A 19,549-nucleotide genomic window follows, 5' to 3' on the forward strand; every position below is an offset into this window, starting at 1 on the left:
CCAAAATTGAAATTTTAAATTCCACCTCCCGATTAAGTGATGGAATTAACTACTACATAAGTAGAGTTTAATCTTTCACACATCCATGGTATACTCATGACTTCCTTCTGACAGCAGTAGAAGGAGGCTCAATGAGCAAATACATACCTGGTAACCAAAAACATCTAACTCTCGAAGACCGAGAATACATCAAGAAATCTCTTGATAGCGGAATCACATTTAAAGACATCGCAAAGTATCTTTGTAAGGATCCGACTACTATTTCCAAGGAGATTAAACTCCACCGACTGGATGAGTGGTATCGTCGAGGTCCTTTTTACAACAAGAAAAACTTTTGTGAAAAACGCTTTCGCTGTAACAAGCTAAATGCCTGTGACAAAATCATCCTCTGTGGTGTTAAATGTGCCTCGTGTCCTACTTGTAATCAAACGTGTAAAGACTTTGTTCGAGAGCACTGCAACCGATTAGATAAGGCTCCATACGTCTGTAACGGATGCCATAAAATCTCACGTTGTACCATTGCTCATAAATATCACTACGATCCCTACTTTGCTGACCGTAAGTATCGCGAAAAGCTTTCATCTTCGCGAGCTGGGATAAATATGACCAAGCATGAACTGCGCGAAAAGGATAGCATCATCTCGCCACTCATCTTCCAAGGACAATCGCCCTATCAGATAGTGACGAATCATCCTGAATTAGACATGTCGGTTCGAACATTGTATTCATACATCAATGATGGTCTCATTACTGCCAGAAACATTGATTTAAAGCGTAAAGTTAAGTTCAAGCCACGAAAAGTACATAAGACTCAGATAAAGGATCGTTCCGTATTTCAAGGGCGCCTTTATTCGGACTTTCAAGCTTTGGAACTGGATTCCTTCGCCGAGATGGATACTGTTCATTCCTCAAGAGAATCGAAGCGTGTCATCCTTACATTCTTCCTGACTCGTGAAAAACTATTTCTAGCATTTATCATGAATCGCTGCACCAAAGGTGCCGTGAGACTAATCTTTGATAAGTTAGAACGTCAGCTAGATACATATGATTTCCTGACGTTGTTTAGCACTATCCTTACCGATAGAGGTACTGAGTTTGGAGATCCGGACTCTTTAGAGACCGGCATATCTGGAATGGAGCGCACAAGTATTTACTATTGTGACCCAATGCGCAGCGGCCAAAAAGGCGGCATTGAGCAGGCACATACCATGCTACGTATGGTGCTTCCTAAAGGAACAAGTTTTGAATACTTGACCCAGTGGGACTTACGCACAATTGTTGACCACATCAACTCGACGCCACGCGAAAGTCTAAATGGGCGTACCCCATATGAGGTTGCATTAGAAACTTACGGCATAGACATCTTAAAAGCACTTCAGCTTAGGCCGATTGCACCTGATGATGTCAATCTGACGCCTAAGCTGATACGCTTTAACCATTAACTTTACATAAAAATCTGCTGTCAGACTGGAAATAAACAATTCACATTTTTTCAATGTGGCCTGTGGAATTCAGTCTCGCACACGGAATATCCAGAGGCTTGTTTGCCATGTCTTCAATTCGGATATTTTATGGAAAGTTACTGCAATTATACCAGCTAAGCCTAAATATTGCTCTCTGAAATATTAAAAACCAAGGAAATTTTAAAGACCGGTGGAATTTACCATTTCACTGGAATTTACAATTTCAAGTTAGCAAAAGATTTATTTCCTCTATCAATAATATCTCCTAGTAATATAAAACATGCTTCTTCATCTATTTTTTCAATATTATTTTTCAAAGTTATCCATTCATCAAAACATCCATGAATATCTCCTACGACATAATGGCCCATCCTACATACCCTCCAAACTTGTTATTTATAAAAAAGAGACATCAAATAAGATGCCTCTTTTGCTTAGACGAATTTAAATTCCGTTCCTTTTTTGTCATCTTTTAATACGATCTTAGCATTAAATGATTTACCTGCCTTTGATTTAAGATTCTTTATAATATCTGTTTCTCCACATTTAAAAAACTTATTAATTTGAGTTTTAGGCAAATCTTTTCCGCAAACAGTCGTCCAAAATGTAAAACCACACTTGCATGATATTTTTTTACCATTTTCTTCTAATTCATTTTTACAAGACGGACATTTATACTCTGATTTTTTAATTGTATGTTCATTAGACATAAAATCATATTTGTTTTGCTCAAAATTATACTTAATTTTTTGTTCCCATGAACTAGAACCCTTCTTAATTGTCTTATTAATGATTTCACCGCTAATTAATTTAATAAATTCATCATCAGATAATTTACTATCACAGATATTTTTAAATCCGCCCATTTTACATGATTTTTCTTTCCAATTTGAACAGAAATACCCCTTAGGTCCTGATAATATATTTCCTCCACATTGAGGGCAAACACATATTGTATCAAATGATTTTTTGTTACCGCCAATTGGTGTTATATCAGCTTTTTTGATATCATTAACTAACTCGCTAGTATCTTTAATCATGCTTTGTTCAAAAACATCAAAATCAAGTTCGCCACGTCTTACCATTTCTAAGCGTTCTTCCCACTCACCAGTCAAATCAACTCGACATATCTTACAGAATTTAAGATTTTCATAAAGCAATCTTCCTGATTCAGTTGGCACAAGTATTTCTTTTTTATTTATCTTTTTCTTACATAAATATTTATCTCTAGTTATTAATCCATCTATAATAGAAGCACGAGTTGCAGGCGTTCCTATCTTCAAATTTTTACCCAATGATTTATATTTATCATCTAATAAATACTTATGTGGTTTTTCGCAAATCTGAATAATATCTGTTTCAGATAAATGTGTAGGACATTTTGATGTTTTCTCAGATAAATCATATTCCTCTACATTGATAACATCACCCTTTTTATATAACGGGATTACTGTATCAGTGAAATTTGTGTCAAATATCTTAGAAAAACCTTCCGAAACAAGTGTTTTTCCAGATGACTTAAATTTATGTCCATCTACATCTGTAATTAATGTTACCTTTTCTTGTATTAAAGGCTTTAAAAAAATTGCTATAAATTGTCTGCAAATAAGTCTATATATATCTTGTTGCTTTTTTGATAACGAATTATAATCTGGTTTTTTTGCAGTAGGTGTTAGAGCTGAGTGACCATGAGATTCTAATTCCTTATCATTTGCATATTTCTTAGTACCCTTTACTTTTTCTATATCGTCTTTTGAAATAGTCTTAATAAAAGGAACAAATTCTGATATTGACATTGCAGACTTTAGCATTAATCCTAAATCTTCCTTTGAAGATATATAACAACAATCTGTTCTTGGATATGAAACATATCCCTGCTCATATAATGATTGAATGATTTCCAATGTTTCATTTGGAGCATATCCAAGTTTTCCACTGGCAATCTGACATGTTGCTAATGAAAATAATTTAGGAGCTGTTGTTCCTATCCTCTCTTTCTTATATGTATCGACAACAGCAATTTTATTTAAATGTGATATTAAGCTTAAAGCATCTTCTTTGTTGGCAAAATATTTTAAACCAGATTCTTCGTCTTTTCCATTTTCATCATCAGTAGGGACATATAGCTGGCCACTAAATTCTTTCCCATATATTGCTTTAACACCATATTCTGTTTTAGGAACGAAATTCTTTATTTCATCTTCACGCTGACAAACAATTGCCAAAATCGGAGTTTTAACTCTTCCAACAGCAGCTCTTGTTCTTAATTTTAAACTAGCTGCTTCAGATAAATTCATTCCAAAACGATAATCTGAATGTTGTCTTCCATATGCTGCTTTTAATAAATTTTGCTGCATTGGTTCGTTATAATCTCTTAAATTTTTTAGAGCGTCTAAAACTTTACCCTCTGTAGTATCATTTGACCAATATCTTTTAATTGGAATTTTTACTTTTAACTCTTTTAAAACAATATCAACTAATAACTGTCCTTCTTGATCTGGATCACCAGCATGAATAATAAAATCATATTTGGTATCTTTCAGCGTTTTTTTAATTGTATTATATCTTTTTGACGCAGTTGATGAAGGACCACTTCCTGCTATCAGTTTATATTTCCATCCACCATTATCTTCTGGATTAAATGGCAAATGTTCCCAACTAAAATAACCATAATCTTCTACTAGTTCATTTGGTAGTTTTAAAGTCATTAAATGACCTGCCTGTGCTAAAAAATCACATGTGTAATTTAATTTACTTTTGTGTTTTTCATATACATTTTGTATCGTCCTCATAAGACTTGGTTTTTCCGCAATTAATAAAGCTCTCAAATATTCATCAACCTTTCTTTTTTATAAATTATCTAGAAAACCCATTACGTGAACTACTCGGTAATTGAATTACCGAGCATCAAGTGCGCACGGCTGACGCCGTGTAGGTCTTGGGTGCGTCCATAACACCAGTACTGTTTTTTACGCAGCTACTTTTAAAATGAAAGGCTCTTTAATAGACGCAGGGTTTAATCTTACGTCTATTTTTTGTTTGGCCAAAAATAATCTGAGGATATTATATGCCCCTACGCAATCTGCATTCCAGGAATATAACCCATCTCTGTAAAGTCCACGCTTGACACGATTAAGCTTGTCTGCGTTTATTTTATCAACACAAGGCATTAAAGGACTGGTCTGACTTGAATAATTTTCCTTCTGCTTAACAAGAGTAATTCCTTCCTGCGCCAGTTTATAATCAAGCATGGTATAGATTTTTTTATATGGGAGTGCGTGCAACTTTTGGTTTGTAACGTTTCCAAAATCCTTATTTCTGCGGATGTTTGTAATATCTCCAATAACAACAGTGTTAATATCATTATCAATGCAGTACTTCACGATATACCTCGTGGTCTTATGGATGTAATCGGTTATGGCATTATTCTTTTTTGTATATAGTTTATTTATATGCTTTGAACTTTTGGGATATTTAACACCATTATTGTATTGCTGATTACTCCACTGGGACTGAACCCTGGCTATTTCTTTATTATAGTAATGACATAAGGACAGGTATTTTCTTCCAGTGATAAAAGTCTCACCGTTACGAGAATTATAGCAGGTCATAAGATTGTGTATACCAAGATCAATACTAAGATAGTTTCCGTTATCAGGCTTTGGCACGATATCATCTGTTTCATAAATAACAATGATCCTGCACTCTCCATTTGAAGGGGGATATATCTTGATCTGCTTGATGTTATCAATGCTCTCGAAAATCTTATTTTCGAGAAAAAGGAATTTATCATTGATATCATAACTCTCCGACATATACATCTTTAAATGTTTTGACAAGGTTAGCCTGACTATAACTGAGCCAGGTTCATGAACAATGGCATTCTGCATATAGGTTATAGCTATGCAGTCATGTTTAAATCTTGGAGGTCTTGGATTGGCAATACCGTGAGAACTATTAAGCTCATAGAAAGACTTCCATGACTTATCAAGAAGCTTGCAGACTTCCTGTGCGGTCTGTGATGGGAGTTGACGCGCCCAAAGTTCATCCTTATGTGCTTTTTTCTGATAAAACCAGTCAGGATACTCAGCAAAACCAAGCTCTTTATAATGCAATCGTTCATAATTACAAACATTCCAGAGTTTATAAGCTGCATAGCACATATGACCTATAATGTTTGAATAGTCGTTATTTAATTTGATGGTGGTTTTATGTGATAGCAGCAAGCAGCTTACTCCTTTCCTTAATATGATTTACTCTGGTGCTCTATATAGCGTTTAATATTTTCTTCTGATACAGAGCCGATTGTTTCACAATAATATGAGTGATTCCACAATTCCCCTTTCCATAGTTTGGATTTTATTTCAGGGAACTGTTCAAAAAGCTTTCTTCCTGTAATGCCCTTAAGGTACTTTACAATAGTTGTGACCGATAACTTTGGTGGTGCAGTAACAAAGCAGTGGACATGATCCATTTCGCCACATTCAAAAAGCTGAACACTAAAAATGGTAATGGGTAGTTTACAATCGTACTGTTTATAAATATTCTTGTGTTTGCACTGTACTATATCCTACTTGTGTACTTTGTTTTTCATGGAAAAATTTGACATATATACAACATAATATTCCTATAATAACCAACATGATATAAAACCAAAACAATTTTATTATTGTTCTGATAAAAACGTATGCCACCACAATTGCAGCTAAAGCATAAAGTAAAAAACTAATCATAAAAATTCTCCTATCTATTATTCTTCTTTTAAAATATATAGGATTTTATCTGCGTTTTTATAAAATATCTATTATTTTTAAGCATATACTTTATTTAATTCTTCTTTTAAATAATCTGAACACATATCATCATTTTCAACAACTTCAAGTGCTATTGAAGGACTTTTGGCTTTATGATAAATACGTTCGCTAGTCATAGCTTCAAAAATATCTAAACAATGGACTAATCTAATTAACTTAACTGCATTTTCATTAATAGGTTCATTTATATTTTCTAATTTAACCTTTCCATATCCATGATGATATAAAACAGAAAGATAAACCTCTGGTGGTTCTTTCAATTCTTCTTTTAATAACTTGTATCCGTAATAAGAATGTAAATCAATGATTTGTCGTTCTAAATTATCTAATCTTGTATCCTTTTTTAAGATTCTTGATGGTATATATATTTTACCAATATCGTGTAGAAGACCAACTTTATAAGCCAAATCCTCATTTAATTCTTCTGTATATGCAAATTTTTTACATAATTTAGCAACATTTAAACTGTGCTGCCTTGTCTCATTATTAAATTGTAATAAATACTTGTTATATTTTTTTTCCATAAAATCACACTTCCAAAAATTTGTATTATTTGTACTAATCGTACAATTTGTACTATTTGTATAATATTTACAAATCATACTCTAGCCATAATAAATATATAAGAACAAATTTCCTTTATATTTATTATGTAACAACTATTTTGTAAAGGAGAATATATATGAATTTTGAGAAAGAACTTAACGACTATTTTGTAAAGATACATAACCTAAAGAGTTGTGATGAAGTCAATGACTGGCAGCATAAATTTTATAATAACGAATTTAAAATTAAGAATCTAGATAAGGCTGCTAAATTACTTATTGAATTTATGCATAGAAGAATATGCATAATGGGTGATTATGATGTAGATGGAATTAACAGTGTTACTATTTTAAAAAGAGGTTTTAAACGTGCTGGATTTACTCAGGTTGCTTTTTTAATCCCTAATAGAGATACTGAAGGTTTTGGATTAAACAAAAACATGATTGATAAAGCTTATGCAGCTGGCTGTGAACTTATTATCACTTGTGATAATGGTATTGCTCAAATTGAGTCTATTAATTATGCTAAATCAATAGGCTTAACTGTAATAATTACTGACCACCATGAACCATCTGTTGATGGTCTTCCAGATGCAGACATTATTATTGATCCTAAAGCAATTCCGAATTCTAGCGATTATGACGGCTACTGCGGAGCTGGTATTTGTTATAAATTGATTAAAGAACTATTTAGTCAATTATCAATTAATGATACCAACACAGAAAAACAGTTACTAGGTGCAGCTGCAATAGCTACTATTGCTGATGTCATGGAACTTCATTCAGAAAATTATATAATTGTAAAAGAAGGTCTTAAAGCTTTAAAAGAATATGAAACATCCATTCCTACGATTTACGCTTTAATATCATGCCTTGGTTTTAATAATCGTCTTGTAGCGGAAGATATAGCATTTAAAATTGGGCCATGTATAAACGCTCAATCAAGAATGAATGGCAATGGAGCAATGAATTGTGTAAATATGTTAATAGACAATCCTGATTATCAAAAAGCAATTCAATATGCAAATTATATTCTTAAGATTAACGATGAACGTAAGAAAATACAAAAAGAACAAATAGAAATCGGTGAAGAGTACATTAGAAACCACGGGTTATATGGTAGTGTACCAATGATTTTATATCTACCAAATTGCCCTTTTGGTATTATAGGTATTGTAGCTGGAAGATTTACTGAAAAATATCAAAGACCAGTAATTGTATTATCTGACAAAGACAATAATATTATAAGAGGTTCTGGAAGAGCTTGTGGAAATTTTGATTTAAAAAAAGAATTAGATCAAAGAAAAGATATATTCACACATTATGGAGGACATAAAGAAGCCTGCGGATTGTCTTTTAAAAAAGAAAATTTTGAAAAATTTATAATGAGTTTTATAAATTACGAAGGTTTTATCCCTCCTGAACCTAAAGAGAGTCATAATGATTTTACAATAGACTATAAGGATTTCCCTGCTTTTTGCAAATGTTTAGATAATTATATTTGGGGAAATGGTTCTCCAAAACCTATAATAAACATTGAAAACTTCAAGGTTATTCCTAAATATGGCAAATTTGCTCAAACTAATCCTGATAATAACATAGTTAAATTCTATGGCGAAAAGGATACAGTAGCAATCAATTTTGATATGAAATTAGATTCATCAGATTCCAATTATAGCAGCATAAACATATCTGGTGTTCCTGGATGCAATAACTTTAATGGTAAAATAAACTACCAAGTAGAAATCATTAGGTTAAGTATAAACAAAAGAGATAATACTAAAACACCTTTAGCTATGCTTTTACAAAATCAAGCATTAAAATCAAATTCATAAAAAAGGACTATCACATTACTACAATGTGATAGTCTTTTTCTATTTTGTACAAATTGTACTTTTTGTATCTTTTGTATCATTTGCATTATTTATACAATTCCTACTCCGATAGAATATCTTCAAAATCTTCTCCCTTAACAAAGGCTATATAAGAGTCTTTTAACTTTTTAAATCCAAATATCAACTCTAGTTCTTTTATTGTCATACCATTGCTTTCGATTATATCAACGAAATCTTTATAATTTTCTTTCTCCTGACAAGCTCTCCATGCTCTTTCTGTTAATGTCATCTTTTTAGGCTTTGTAGGTGGTAAATTGTTTCTTGTACCACTCAACTTGGCATATGTTTTTAAAACTAAATGACGCTTATTTATTGTGCCTTTTGTTGAAAAATGAACACAACATTCAATCCATGCTTGAAATAACGACTCATATGTATAATCCTGTTCGCATTCTTCTAATGATTTGTTTGTAACCTTTTCAAGTTTATCCTTAAACTGTTCGAATTCTGGATTCTCTTTCTTTTTATCAAAAAGCTTTTTACTCAATTCTTCGGATTTTTCAGGCGTAAATTGTTTAGCTACCTCATTTTCTAAATTATATTTAATTTCTGCTTTTTGATTAGATCCATCTGTAATCGGAGTCCATTCATAATCATTTTCTATTGCTGTTTTGCACCAACCCACAATATTTCTGATAGGATTAAATTGTGATTGCCAAACTGCCATTCTAATAATATATTCTGTTAGTTCAATATCTTTATTAGCTGCATTAAATATTACATCTATATCTGATTCCTTTTTAAATACAGATTTATATTTATCATATAACTGAGATACAACAGGATTACTTATTTCTTTATATTCGCCTTCTACAACTGTTTTTTCGTCAAGCCCTATTTCTATACACTTCATAACCCAGCCAATATAATTTGTCATTGGACCTTGTTTATCAGCAAGCTCAATAGCTTTACGCACTTTGTCTTCATTGTATCCAGCTTTTTCAAGAAACAGCGTAATATCACCCTCTGTTACAATTCCACCCTTACCAACTAAATCGTTGTACAAATCAGGAAACATATCTAACGGTAATTCCATCTGACGTTTAGATTCATTTACTTTTTTAATATACTCTGCCTTTTTGTCAATCTTCCTTGTTTCTGTAGGAACATTTTTAAATATTGTAAACTCAATTCGCTTTGTTTCTTTTTTTTCTCTAATACCCTTATACTCGAATCTTATGTCAGCTACTTTTTCCAATTCTTTTTGAGCAACTTTAAGTATTCTTTGATTAAATTTTTTGTATTCTGCGTGTTGGATATATTTGTCAGGACAAAGCGAAAGTGCATAATCCCAATCAATATCCGTTCCTTTTGACTCTATGTAATCTCTTACAGCTTTATCGTCTATATTAGCAGTTCCTAACATAAATCTTAATTCGCTTAACCGATATTCAACTGTATATCCAACATTATTATCTTTAATCAGATATGTATATGATTTAAGAACCTCGTATAGTCTAAAAGCCGCATTTGTTTTAAAACTTGTAACCGTAGCTAATTGATATGGCGTATATCCTGACGACAAACCAATAATATGACTACGTAATTCAGGAGCAAATTTAACTGTTAGTATATTATTTGAGTAATCTGCTTTTGGGATCATGGCAATTGCCATGCAATCGCCATTTCCATTCTCCATAAACAGTGTATGTCCCACTAATCGCTTAACAACCTTTTTCATAACATCATATATGTGAGTATCATCAGATATAAATTCTTTCAATTCGCCTGGATATAATTTTGCTTCTAGCGGATAGTCTTTATCTTTATAATTATTTTCAACTCTTGTCAAAGCTACAGCAATAATTTGATTTTCAATAAGCGTTGAAGCATATTTACTCGTTATAAGTTCGTTAGATTTCCTGTAAGTACTATCTTTTAGTGGTATTAAAGAATTGTCTACCATGTATTTTATCCTCTCTCTTTCTGGCTTTGATTAATTCTAGCAAAACTAAAAACTTTGGTAAAGTGACCAAATTCGGAATGTTTTTGTTTAAATTATTTTTTACATTTTCTGTCACCTTATACGCTATATAAATGCCATTTTTATTAATTAATATTCAGGCTATATTACCTTTTTTAAAAAATATGACTACCTTTTGTTTATTTTTATTACACAAAATATATGTTAAAGTGACCAAATTCGGAATGATAGCTTTTTATCTTTTTGTTTTTATATATATCATATACTATTAAGCATGATTTTTTATAATTATATGTATTTTACCACATAATTACACGATAAAGTGACCAAATTCGGAATTTTTTATAATTATCTTTCCGTTTTGCGTCCCCTTTATAAAAGCCTGACTAAAAAGTGACTGAAATGCTTTTAAAAGTGACCAAATTCGGAAAAATGAACTACATTTTTTGTCACCTTTCTTACGTTTTGCGTCACTTCTCTTACGTTTTTTGTCACCTTTCTTACGTTTTTTGTCACTCCTCTTACGTTTTGTGTCACCTTTACAACTAGAAACCCTTGGAAATACTGAATTTGTTTCAGCATAAAAGAAAAGAAAAGAAAAGAATTATATTTGTTGTTGTTATATAATAATATATTTATATATAGGGCAACAAAGCGAACATATTTTCTTATAGATAAAGACCTGCTTTAAACACAGGTCTTTATACAATAGCTTTAATTTGCTCATATACGGATTTTTTTCATAAAACACATAAATTATCAATTATTAATTATATAAGCTCTAAATAAACGAATTAACAACGTCAGGACGCATATTAATAACGAGAAAAGTATTCGTCCAAACAAAAACTAATAAATGATGTTGTTCTTAACCCTAAAGCTGCAGCTTTAATTGTGATATCATCTTTTAGATCTTTACGCACTGGAACAACTCGTCTTACCTTGCCATGTTGAACTTCTCTGTAATTTTCAATAGCAGTATTATGTTCATAATCTTTTTTTATACATTCTGCCATTATATCTTCGAACAATTGTTTTATTGCCATTCTATTCATTCTAGCGACTTGTGTAATTAATTTATTTGTATTTTCGTTGAGAATAAGTGTCATTGAAACATATTCGGCAACATAATTATTTGTACAATTTTCATCTTTTATACGAATTGTAGTATTTGTATCATTTGTATTAATTGTGCTATTTGTACTTTTTGTACTATTTGTATCATTTGTATAAACTTTATTGCTTAATTTAATATCGTGATTTGTTTCCTGCTCTAACTCTATACCTTGGTCATGCCTATTAGCAAAATCTCCAAAAATAGTATCATTTGTACTTGTGTTACCTCGTGTTAAAGCATTTTGTTTATTTGCTTCTTTTAATTTATCTCTTAATGATGACATAATAACGCCTTTCTTATATTGATTTTAGTATTAAGTCAACTAAACCATTATAGTCTTTTGATATTTGTTCATTTTTGTAATAACTAGATACTGCAGAATGTAAAGTTTTAACTTCTGAAACCTTAACTGACTTTCTAATAGTGTAAACAAATGGTTTTTCAGCTGTTTCGTCTGCAATAGACTTTAATGTGTCTAATGCGATTGCACACATATTTGTTGGCTCAAATCTATTTAGTATATAACCAAGTATCCTGGCATGACTATCATGATGTCTGCCATTAACAAGTTTATATACATCTTTTTGAGTTGTAACAACTCCATCAATGCTACTTTCATCGCACTCCGTTGGAATGATTATATAATCGCTTGCTATATATGACATAGCCAATAGTTTATTTCTACTAGGGGCATTATCAATAAATATAAAATCATAAGAATTTTTTAAAATATCACATGCATCTGCCAATAAAAATACATCATCATCATCTAAAAGTTCTCTATCAATTCTTGAAAGTGATTCAGATGACGCAATTAAGTCAAATAATTCTAGATGTTGTATAGCATCTTCTAATGTCGCCTGAGCATGAAACACATCGTATATAGATGATGTTTCTAAGTTTCCTGCTACGTTTTTAGTCAATGAACACTGTTGGTCCAAGTCAATAACTAAAACATTGTATCCTCTTTGTTTTAATATTGTTGCAATTTCGATAGTTGTGCTTGTTTTTGATACACCGCCTTTTTGGGTGCAAACGCTAATTACATTTGATTTTGATTGCATATAGTCCTCCCTTTATTTTTTACAATTTGTACAAATTGTACTTTTCTTGCAAATTATAATATTTGTACAATAGTTAACAACAGTTATGATTATACAAAAAAAATCTTAGATTGTAAAATTATCATTATTTGTACATGTCATCTAACGTAATAAGAACTATATTTGATGTATCAATGTTACTAAACCATTCGGTAAACCCAGAAAGCGAAAACAATAAATAGTGGGTTATAGCATATTTACCTGTGATTAATTTGGATCTTCTGATTAATGTTTCATAAATTGTTTTATCTATCTTTTCATTTTTAAATTTACATTCACCTACTATTGCAGTGTTATCTACAGTAGATATACCAACTACATCAATATCAGCTGATTGCTGATACCAGTTATTATTTTTATCTTTTAATTGCTCTACTCCCCACCAAGTTCCCGTTTTAGTTATAAATGAACCATATGCACCAAGTATTCCTTGTTCTAAAGTGTAATATCTGCACATTTCTTCAAAAACACTTCCCATAAACAAATGAAGCTGATTTTTTACAACTTTATCATAGTATAGCTCACCTTGGCCCATTTCAATTACGCTAACAGCTTTAGGAATAAATTGATACCAAAATTTGAACATATGGTCTTTTAGTACATATTGTGTTTTTTTCTTGTTTTTCTCCTCTGTAATACAATGCTTTTTTTCAATTAATCCAACATCAATTAGTTTTTCAAGCGAATATAGAACTGTTGAGTCTTTTTCCTTAATTTTTGAAGAGATTATATTTAATGTTGTTTCGCCTGACGCAACCTGTTCAATAATATTATTTACAATGGTTACATCTGCAAATTCTTGTGTAAGGAAATTTTTAGTTTCATCATAAAGATATCCGTCTGTGCTAAAAAATTGATTTTTAATATTTTCATCAAGGCTCTTGTCAGCCTGGAACATTGATAAATATTTTGCTACACCCCCAGTAACTCCATAGCATATAGCCTTTTCTTCAGCAGTATAATTAGGTGTGAATAATGCAGCATCTCTATAATTAAAAGGTTCTAGTTTTATTTGTGAAGTTTTACGGCCAAAAAGAGGACTCTTTTCGCTTAAGATTTTATTTTCCATAAAACTTAAAGAAGAGCCGCAAAGTATAATCATAAGGTTTTTGTCGAGCCATTGTGTATCAATGTATTTCTGTAATATAGATAATAGTGATGCGTCTTTTTCCGCCCAATAAGGAAGTTCATCTATAACTAAGACTAGTTTTTCTGATAAACTTGTTATTTTTTTTGTTATTATATTTAATACATTTTCTAAAGATGAAAAAGTAGCGTCAGCATACTCAGGATCTAATACTTCCATTACCTGTTTCGAGAATAATTCTAAATTTCTTTCTGGACCGATTTTAGTAGCAGTATAAAAAATAGCCATTTTCCCTTTTAAAAATTCTGTAATTAAAAAGGATTTACCAATTCTTCTACGACCGTATATAACAGTCATACCAAATTTTGGACTTGAATAGATTTTTTCTAATGAATTTAATTCTTTTTTTCTACCTATAAACATATTGCCCTCCGTTTTATTCAAATTAATTTGATTCAAATTGATTTTAATAAAATTGATTTGAATTAAGTATACTATATTATTTTGTTAATTTCAACATTCGCTAATCTTTTATACAAATAATACAAAATGTATAAATATTACAAATAGTACAAATAGTACAAAACAAGCCCGATAATATGCTCTTATATATTTATTGTGTAAAAATAAATAAAGAAAGGACTTATAACATGAAATTAAATAAGCTATTTACAATATCACTATCTTCACTTGCGATTTTAACTTCTATTACTGGTTGCAATACCAAATTCCAAGAAGAAAAAATTACAAAGATTTCGGATGATTTTACAGACTACAATAAGATTTTTGATGAAGGCATGTTTTACGTGAAACATAATGATGGGACTTTTGAAAAAACTTGTTTCGGAAATGCAAGTTTTGATTCTGGTGAAACAAACGAGAATTCGCCTAATTACGAAAAAGTCATGTGGTTTAAAGATGATTTTAGTCAAATCCCAATATTAGGATCTGGTGATGAATTATTAATGTATTCATCAACTGATTTTAGCGAAGTATTTACTCTTGAAAGATTTTATGATTATGGCTATTCAATTGGAATTAGAAATCTTGAAACTACTGAATCTGGTAGATATGCTCTAACATTCAGCGATGATGAATCATATGTATATCCTGATTCAGATACTTCTGAACTTGAAAAATTAAAAACAAAAAAGATTGTAATCGACAAGCTTGGTGGAGTACAAATGCTAAATTCAGCTGCAGCAACTAAAGATAAAGTGAATGGAAATTCACAAGACAATGAAAGTGATGAAGTGAGTTATTTAACATCTGCAGGAACTATAGGTGGTTTGCAGCAAGATAAGACTTATCCAGTAGAAATTTACGAAGGAACTATTAAACACGATTATAATTTAACAGCTGATGTAAGAGTATTGGGCGAGTTTGAGACATATACGATAACCAATTACGAATATGTTGCTGATAAGTGTATTAAAATTAAGTTACCTGAAGATTGGAAGAGCGGATATTATTGTATTAATGGCATTGGAATGTTTTTATATATTAATAATAACGATATAAATGAAGATGATTACGAAAATTTATTAAATTACGATACATCAAAAGAACTTTTCAACGAAGCTTATGTAGAAGAGGAAACTGATTTATTTGGTGAAACAAAGACAGTAACAAATCAAGTTGTTTCTGATGGAGATGTATATGTCCCTTATTCAAATGGAGACACCGTTGCGAACAAAAATATTTATACAACTGAGTATAAGTATAATTACGAAACACCTAAGAATATCACAGTTAAGGTAAATAATGTGACATATAACAAAGATATAACGATAGAAATGGAAACGCCTACTGGAAAAACATATACATTGGAATATAAAGATGGCGTATATCAAACAGTTTTTAAAACTGATAGTTCAACATTAAATGGAGTCCTTAAATTCAAGATGTATAACGTTGAAGGTGATAATGTTGATATATCGCTTGCCGCAACTGATTAATGGAGGAAGAAATTTATGAATGATGAAAAAATTTATAAGAAAATTAGAGTCTTAAAAATAAATAATATAGATAGATTAAAAAAAATAGAAAATGCTCATAGAAGAGAATTTGATGCAGAATTTATCAGTTATGCTCTTAGTACTTCATTTGAAGAAATTGCATTAAAAATAAAGCCAGATAAATATGGAGAATGGAAAACTAATCTATATTATGCAATAACAGAGCATAGTCCAAGTCAGGGAATTTATAAGATTTGTAAAAATGCAGTAGATTTTCTAGAAAAAAAATATGATAATGATGAAATTGATATATTATCTATATCTAGTCGAATTGAAGATGACAAATTGTATTTAATGACACTCGTAAGAGATTATATACCAAATGATGATTTTAGAAGATTTGTTGGCTTTTTTGATTTTGTAGGTGAAAAACCAATTCAAAAACAAATTGCTGTACAGACAAGACCAGGCAAATTAATAATTCCTGACGAAATCAAAAATTTTAAATATACCCAAGAACAGACGGAAATTCATACTAAAAAAGTAAATAGACAAAATGAAGCATATTTAAATGCATCAAAAGAAAAACCTTTCTTAAATTCTATTGATGAATATGAACCTACAGATTTAGCTAAACCCGAAGATAGTATCGATTTAGTTTACGATTTAAAATCCAATGAAAAGGAATTAAACTTAATTACTCCTTATGAGCAATTTAGGGCTATTTATGAGGAAATCCTTTTAAGATTATCAAATGGAACAGATAAATATCAATATTTCTCTGTATTAAAGGGTGATATGAATAAGGATTCTTTTATGGCATATATTGAATCAATTGTTGATAATGAATATATCAAAACGGGAAGATTAAAAAGAGAAGATAAGGCTATTCTTCTAGATAAACTTAATACAGCTCTTTTTAAGTTATATATAATACAGCCTATGATTGATGATCCAAACGTAACTGATATTAAGATTACAGGACCAGATTCAATTAGATGTAGAGTTAAAGGTAAAGCGTATATATCTAATATTACTTTTATTGACGATGCTGATTTAAAGCGTTTTATAGAAAGTTTAGCTGTTAGAAATAACATTTCTCTAAATGTTCCAGCGCAGACATTTACTGACAATGGTGATAGAGATTATGTGCTAAGATTTTCTTTCACATCAGAATATGTAAATTCTGTTGATTATTCATATATACATATACGAAAAGTATCGAGAAAAAAATTATTAGGTAAAGATTTAATCAAGGTAGGTATGATGGATAAAAAAGTTCAGGATTATTTGCTTGATTGTGCAAAACATAGTCGTGGGGTTGTTTTTGCAGGACCTCCAGGTTCAGGAAAAACAGTGGCATTAAACTGGTTTTTAGAAGAAGGATATGAACAATCTGCAGAAATTCTCGTTATACAAGAAAATGATGAATTGTTTGCTTATAGAAAGGGTGTAATGTTTGAACATGTTGTTAATTACGCAGAAGATGATAAAGAACCTGTAACATTGGAAGATCTCGGTCGATTAGCCCTTGTGGCAGGTGCTAATGTTTTTATTATCGGAGAAGCGAAAGGCCCAGAAATATGTTCTGCAATTACATTGAGTAATTCAGGTTGTAGAACTGCAATTACAATACATAGTCCGTCATCTACAGAAACAATTGATAAAATGGCAGATTTAGCTCAGAGAGGCTACGCATCGGATTATGAGCAAGCTAAGAGAATGCTAAAATCTTTCCAAACAATAGTGTATATGAAAGATTTTGCTGTTCAAGAAATATCTGAAATCATTGGATATAATGAAGAAACAAAAGATATGGAATACAGGTATATTTATAGAAAAGAAGACAAATAATCTTAGATATTTATAGTAGAGGATTTAGTCCTCTACTATTTTTTTTAAAAAAAGAAGGTGTGTGATTTATGAAATTAGTAGAAAGAAATGAACGTTCAGATATTAGTGGAATTCATAATGACAGAAATTTCGATTTATCTAAAGCGGTACATATTAATCCTGATAGAGGAGTAATGAATAAATATTGGGTTTATAATGATGAATATCATAAGAAATTTATAGATATTGAAAAAGAATTTTACGAGGAAAATTTTGGAGAATTTCTGTCTAATCAAGAAAGACGATTAAAAGAAAACCACAATTATTCAAAAATCAAAAATGTAGACGATTATTTAAAGGGAAGATATACAAAGCCAGAAGATAAAATCTTGCAGATAGGAAATTCAATATCTCATATAGATGGTGAATTATTATGGAAAATAGCAAATGACTATCAGAAAAGATTTAATGACATGTTTGGAGATAACTGTAAAATAATAGATATGGCTTTACATATGGATGAATTAGTACCTCATGTTCATATTAGAAGGGTATGGATGGCCACAAATGATTATGGTGAAAAGGTTGTATCTCAAACCAAAGCACTCAACGAATTAGGAATAAATAGACCAAATATGAGTAAGGAGAGTTCAAGAAATAATAATGCTAAAATGACATTTTCAAAAATAGAAAGAGAATTATTATTTGAAATTTGTAAAGAACATGGGCTTGAACTTGATAAAAAACCTGATAAAGAAAATAATATTCATATCAGGATTGATCTGATAAGAGAAAGAACCGTAAATAATGAGCTTGAAAAAATTATTGATAAAAAAAATGAACTTGAAAATGAATTAGAAGAGTCGGAACAGTATTTAAATTCGTTTGAGTATATTTTATCTAATATTCTTATTACTAGTACTTACTGGCAAGAGGAAATTAAGAAGACAAAAAAACTAGATTTAACCAAGAGAGCCAAGGCATTAAAAGATATATATGAAAAAACTATTGTATCCGCAATGGAGCAGCTGGAAAAGAATAAGGTTAATATTGATTTGTATAACATAAGGGAAATTGTAAATGCCAAGGCAAAAGAGTTGGATTTGATAAAATTCATAAAAGAAAATGGGTTGTATGAAAACTATTTAGCAGAACATGAATTAAGAGAATATAACCAGATAAGAGAAAATAAAGAAAATAAAAATGATAGAGAAGATAAGGTCAAATAGGCCTTATCTTTTTTTGCCTAACTAATAAAAATGTGGGAATATTATGACAAAAATTCGTATACGTTACTTTGTCAATATTAAACCCTATTTACAAATTTTGGTTTTGTCATATACATGACAAATATTGTGTAGTCTTACCTTTGTCAATATTATGCCACTAAGCGAATAATATTAGTTTGTCAACATTACGACAAAAGTTAATTTTTACATTTTGTCAATATTATGCCACATTTATTATGTCAATATAATGACAAAGTTACATTTTGTCATTATTATACCCATATTGATTAGATATACGGACAGGATATTAATAGATATTGATACAGGAAGAATAGCTAAAAAAAGAATATGAAACTTTATATAAGGTAAAGAAAAAAAACAGTAGTTTTTAATAAAAAATAGTTATAAAATAAGCTTGAAAAAATATTTAAATTATTGAATGAGTAATTTCCGTACTATGTTATCAAATTTACTCCTATCATTTTATGCTGTTCCTTTTACCCCTTTTTAAAAAATTTCCTTTTACTAAATTTTTATCCATTCCCCTTTTAAACTTTAAATATAGTTCCAAAATCAATATA

14 protein-coding genes and 1 pseudogene are annotated in these 19,549 nt (G+C 30.5%); 5 read left to right on the forward strand and 10 right to left on the reverse strand.

Annotated elements, in window-relative coordinates:
• The first annotated feature begins 131 nt into the window (after positions 1 to 131).
• Complete coding sequence (locus G600_RS0113060; RefSeq protein WP_027432097.1) at positions 132 to 1,442, forward strand: IS30 family transposase; 1,311 nt, start codon at positions 132 to 134, stop codon at positions 1,440 to 1,442.
• Between the two features lie 236 nt (positions 1,443 to 1,678).
• On the opposite strand, the gene G600_RS15780 is transcribed toward G600_RS0113060, so the two are convergent.
• The 6 genes and pseudogenes from G600_RS15780 to G600_RS14785 form a co-directional block, all read right to left on the reverse strand.
• A complete protein-coding gene (locus G600_RS15780) occupies positions 1,679 to 1,834 on the reverse strand; it encodes a metallophosphoesterase (RefSeq protein ID WP_155885994.1) in 156 nt (51 codons plus the stop codon).
• A 63-nt stretch (positions 1,835 to 1,897) separates the two neighbouring features.
• Positions 1,898 to 4,291: a type IA DNA topoisomerase gene (locus G600_RS0113070; RefSeq protein WP_081669499.1), complete on the reverse strand. Its 2,394-nt coding sequence runs from the start codon at positions 4,289 to 4,291 to the stop codon at positions 1,898 to 1,900.
• A 141-nt stretch (positions 4,292 to 4,432) separates the two neighbouring features.
• Entirely contained in the window at positions 4,433 to 5,689 is a 1,257-nt protein-coding gene (locus tag G600_RS0113075) for an RNA-guided endonuclease InsQ/TnpB family protein (RefSeq protein WP_027432287.1), read from the reverse strand.
• A 17-nt stretch (positions 5,690 to 5,706) separates the two neighbouring features.
• Positions 5,707 to 5,967, reverse strand: a pseudogene (tnpA, locus tag G600_RS16190) (IS200/IS605 family transposase); the annotation flags it as partial.
• A 31-nt stretch (positions 5,968 to 5,998) separates the two neighbouring features.
• Positions 5,999 to 6,196 (reverse strand): hypothetical protein, encoded by a 198-nt coding sequence (locus G600_RS0113085; RefSeq protein ID WP_027432288.1) that lies wholly within the window; start codon positions 6,194 to 6,196, stop codon positions 5,999 to 6,001.
• Positions 6,197 to 6,273: 77 nt separating this feature from the next.
• Positions 6,274 to 6,801 carry an HD-GYP domain-containing protein gene (locus G600_RS14785; RefSeq protein ID WP_051195539.1) on the reverse strand — a complete coding sequence of 176 codons (528 nt, stop codon included), beginning with the start codon at positions 6,799 to 6,801 and terminating at the stop codon, positions 6,274 to 6,276.
• A gap of 158 nt (positions 6,802 to 6,959) precedes the next feature.
• Between G600_RS14785 and G600_RS14790 the strand changes: the two genes are divergently transcribed.
• Positions 6,960 to 8,657: a single-stranded-DNA-specific exonuclease RecJ gene (locus tag G600_RS14790; RefSeq protein WP_051195540.1), complete on the forward strand. Its 1,698-nt coding sequence runs from the start codon at positions 6,960 to 6,962 to the stop codon at positions 8,655 to 8,657.
• A 100-nt stretch (positions 8,658 to 8,757) separates the two neighbouring features.
• On the opposite strand, the gene G600_RS0113100 is transcribed toward G600_RS14790, so the two are convergent.
• The 4 genes from G600_RS0113100 to G600_RS0113115 all read right to left on the reverse strand — a co-directional run bounded on the left by G600_RS0113100 (position 8,758) and on the right by G600_RS0113115 (position 14,371).
• A complete protein-coding gene (locus G600_RS0113100) occupies positions 8,758 to 10,623 on the reverse strand; it encodes a replication initiation protein (RefSeq protein ID WP_027432289.1) in 1,866 nt (621 codons plus the stop codon).
• An 833-nt stretch (positions 10,624 to 11,456) separates the two neighbouring features.
• Entirely contained in the window at positions 11,457 to 12,041 is a 585-nt protein-coding gene (locus G600_RS0113105) for a hypothetical protein (RefSeq protein WP_027432290.1), read from the reverse strand.
• A 13-nt stretch (positions 12,042 to 12,054) separates the two neighbouring features.
• Positions 12,055 to 12,822, reverse strand: a complete 768-nt coding sequence (locus tag G600_RS0113110) for a ParA family protein (protein WP_027432291.1) — start codon at positions 12,820 to 12,822, stop codon at positions 12,055 to 12,057.
• Between the two features lie 124 nt (positions 12,823 to 12,946).
• Positions 12,947 to 14,371, reverse strand: coding sequence for an ATP-binding protein (locus G600_RS0113115; RefSeq protein WP_027432292.1), 1,425 nt, complete (start codon positions 14,369 to 14,371; stop codon positions 12,947 to 12,949).
• 227 nt (positions 14,372 to 14,598) lie between these two features.
• Here G600_RS0113115 and G600_RS0113120 point away from each other — a divergent pair, with 227 nt between their 5' ends.
• From G600_RS0113120 to G600_RS14795, 3 genes are all read left to right on the forward strand, one after another.
• Positions 14,599 to 15,906, forward strand: a complete 1,308-nt coding sequence (locus tag G600_RS0113120) for a hypothetical protein (RefSeq protein WP_027432293.1) — start codon at positions 14,599 to 14,601, stop codon at positions 15,904 to 15,906.
• A gap of 15 nt (positions 15,907 to 15,921) precedes the next feature.
• A complete protein-coding gene (locus G600_RS0113125; protein WP_027432294.1) occupies positions 15,922 to 17,760 on the forward strand; it encodes an ATPase, T2SS/T4P/T4SS family in 1,839 nt (612 codons plus the stop codon).
• A 68-nt stretch (positions 17,761 to 17,828) separates the two neighbouring features.
• Complete coding sequence (locus G600_RS14795; protein WP_034246616.1) at positions 17,829 to 18,968, forward strand: hypothetical protein; 1,140 nt, start codon at positions 17,829 to 17,831, stop codon at positions 18,966 to 18,968.
• Positions 18,969 to 19,549: the final 581 nt, after the last annotated feature.

This window comes from Lachnospira multipara ATCC 19207, from assembly GCF_000424105.1.
GTDB classification, from domain to species: domain Bacteria; phylum Bacillota; class Clostridia; order Lachnospirales; family Lachnospiraceae; genus Lachnospira; species Lachnospira multipara.

Bases quoted from the DNA above. Each gene is read 5' to 3' on its own strand.
- G600_RS0113120 (WP_027432293.1), top strand. From the start codon at position 14,599: ATGAAATTAAATAAGCTATTTACAATATCACTATCTTCACTTGCGATT.
- G600_RS0113115 (WP_027432292.1), bottom strand. From the start codon at position 14,371: ATGTTTATAGGTAGAAAAAAAGAATTAAATTCATTAGAAAAAATCTAT.
- G600_RS14785 (WP_051195539.1), bottom strand. From the start codon at position 6,801: ATGGAAAAAAAATATAACAAGTATTTATTACAATTTAATAATGAGACA.
- G600_RS0113105 (WP_027432290.1), bottom strand. From the start codon at position 12,041: ATGTCATCATTAAGAGATAAATTAAAAGAAGCAAATAAACAAAATGCT.
- G600_RS14790 (WP_051195540.1), top strand. From the start codon at position 6,960: ATGAATTTTGAGAAAGAACTTAACGACTATTTTGTAAAGATACATAAC.
- G600_RS0113125 (WP_027432294.1), top strand. From the start codon at position 15,922: ATGAATGATGAAAAAATTTATAAGAAAATTAGAGTCTTAAAAATAAAT.
- G600_RS0113100 (WP_027432289.1), bottom strand. From the start codon at position 10,623: ATGGTAGACAATTCTTTAATACCACTAAAAGATAGTACTTACAGGAAA.
- G600_RS0113110 (WP_027432291.1), bottom strand. From the start codon at position 12,822: ATGCAATCAAAATCAAATGTAATTAGCGTTTGCACCCAAAAAGGCGGT.
- G600_RS0113060 (WP_027432097.1), top strand. From the start codon at position 132: ATGAGCAAATACATACCTGGTAACCAAAAACATCTAACTCTCGAAGAC.
- G600_RS15780 (WP_155885994.1), bottom strand. From the start codon at position 1,834: ATGGGCCATTATGTCGTAGGAGATATTCATGGATGTTTTGATGAATGG.
- G600_RS0113085 (WP_027432288.1), bottom strand. From the start codon at position 6,196: ATGATTAGTTTTTTACTTTATGCTTTAGCTGCAATTGTGGTGGCATAC.
- G600_RS14795 (WP_034246616.1), top strand. From the start codon at position 17,829: ATGAAATTAGTAGAAAGAAATGAACGTTCAGATATTAGTGGAATTCAT.